The sequence below is a fragment of the Actinosynnema sp. NPDC023658 genome (genome assembly GCF_040639995.1).
Classification (GTDB): Bacteria; Actinomycetota; Actinomycetes; order Mycobacteriales; family Pseudonocardiaceae; genus Actinosynnema.
On sequence record NZ_JBFAAX010001417.1, the window covers coordinates 1 to 1,159 of the forward strand.

Annotated in this window: 2 protein-coding genes; one reads left to right on the forward strand and one right to left on the reverse strand. The window is 72.6% G+C overall.

Annotated elements, in window-relative coordinates:
- Positions 1–120: 120 nt before the first annotated feature.
- Positions 121–519: a TOBE domain-containing protein gene (locus tag AB0G02_RS41455; RefSeq protein ID WP_360806425.1), complete on the reverse strand. Its 399-nt coding sequence runs from the start codon at positions 517–519 to the stop codon at positions 121–123.
- A gap of 99 nt (positions 520–618) precedes the next feature.
- Here AB0G02_RS41455 and AB0G02_RS41460 point away from each other — a divergent pair, with 99 nt between their 5' ends.
- Positions 619–978, forward strand: coding sequence for a DUF4383 domain-containing protein (locus AB0G02_RS41460; protein ID WP_360806428.1), 360 nt, complete (start codon positions 619–621; stop codon positions 976–978).
- Positions 979–1,159: the final 181 nt, after the last annotated feature.

Here is a 1,159-nt window from a genome sequence, read left to right on the forward strand (position 1 = left end):
CGCTGACCCTCCCCGTCACGTCCCCGCCGTCCGCGCCGGAACCGGCCGCACCGGAACCCGCCGGGCCGCACCCGGCCGCCGCGCACGCGGCCACCAGCACCAGCGGGACCAGCGCGCGCATCACGCCTCCGGGATCTCGACGACGACGTGCGTGGACTTGATCGACGCCACCGCGACCCCGCCCACCTCCAGGCCCAGCTCGTCGGCCGAGTCGCGGCTCATCAGCGACACCACCCGGAACGGCCCCGCCTGCAGCTCGACCTGCGCCATCACGCCGTCCTTGACCACCCGCGTGACGATCCCGCGCATCCGGTTGCGCGCCGACGCGGCCACCGTCACCCCCGGCTCGGGCGCCTCGGCCAGCCGTTGGGCGAGCTCGGCCAGCTCGCGGCCGTCGACGCCCTTGCGCCCGCTGTCGAGCTGCACCTCGGTCAGGCGGCCCTGCTCGACCCACCGGCGCACGGTGTCGTCGCTGACCCCGAGCAAGGCGGCGGCATCGCTGATCCGCAGATTCGGCACGAAGGTGAGTATAACTCCGCAGATGCGGAGACCTGCGATCTTCGTTTCGCCCCTGCCCTTCCGGGTACGCCGAAAACAGGACGTTGATCGGAGGACCGCATGACGAGTGCGATCACCCGCGTCGGCACCCGCCGCCGGCCCGTCCAAGCCCTCGCGCTGTTCGTCGGTGGGGTGTTCCTGCTGTTCGGCGCCGCCGGGGTCCTCGCGGCCTCGTCGACTGGCGCGTCACGCCTGTTCCTGGCCGCGGGCGGGTTCGTCTACCTCCTGCTGTGGGTCTACGGGGCGGCGGTGCACTCGACCGACCACGACGGCGACCCGGCCAACTTCGCCCCGTTCAACTCCGCCGACAACCTCCTGCACCTCGGCCTCGGCGCGGGCATGGTCCTGCTCGCGGTGCTCGCCACCGTCGCCGAACGCGCCCAGGGCCGCTACCCCGGCCGCGAGCAGCGGGGCGCGTGACGCCCGGTTGACCGCCCGTCGGCACGCGTCGCGTAAGTTCACCCGGCGAGGTGCTTGACTGGGAGGGCGTAGATGGCGAGTTCCGGAGGACGGCGGCATTTCGGGCGGGTGGACCCGTTCTGCCTGTTCATGGTCCTGCCGCTGGTGCTGATCGCGGGGATCATGGTCTGGGGTGGACTGG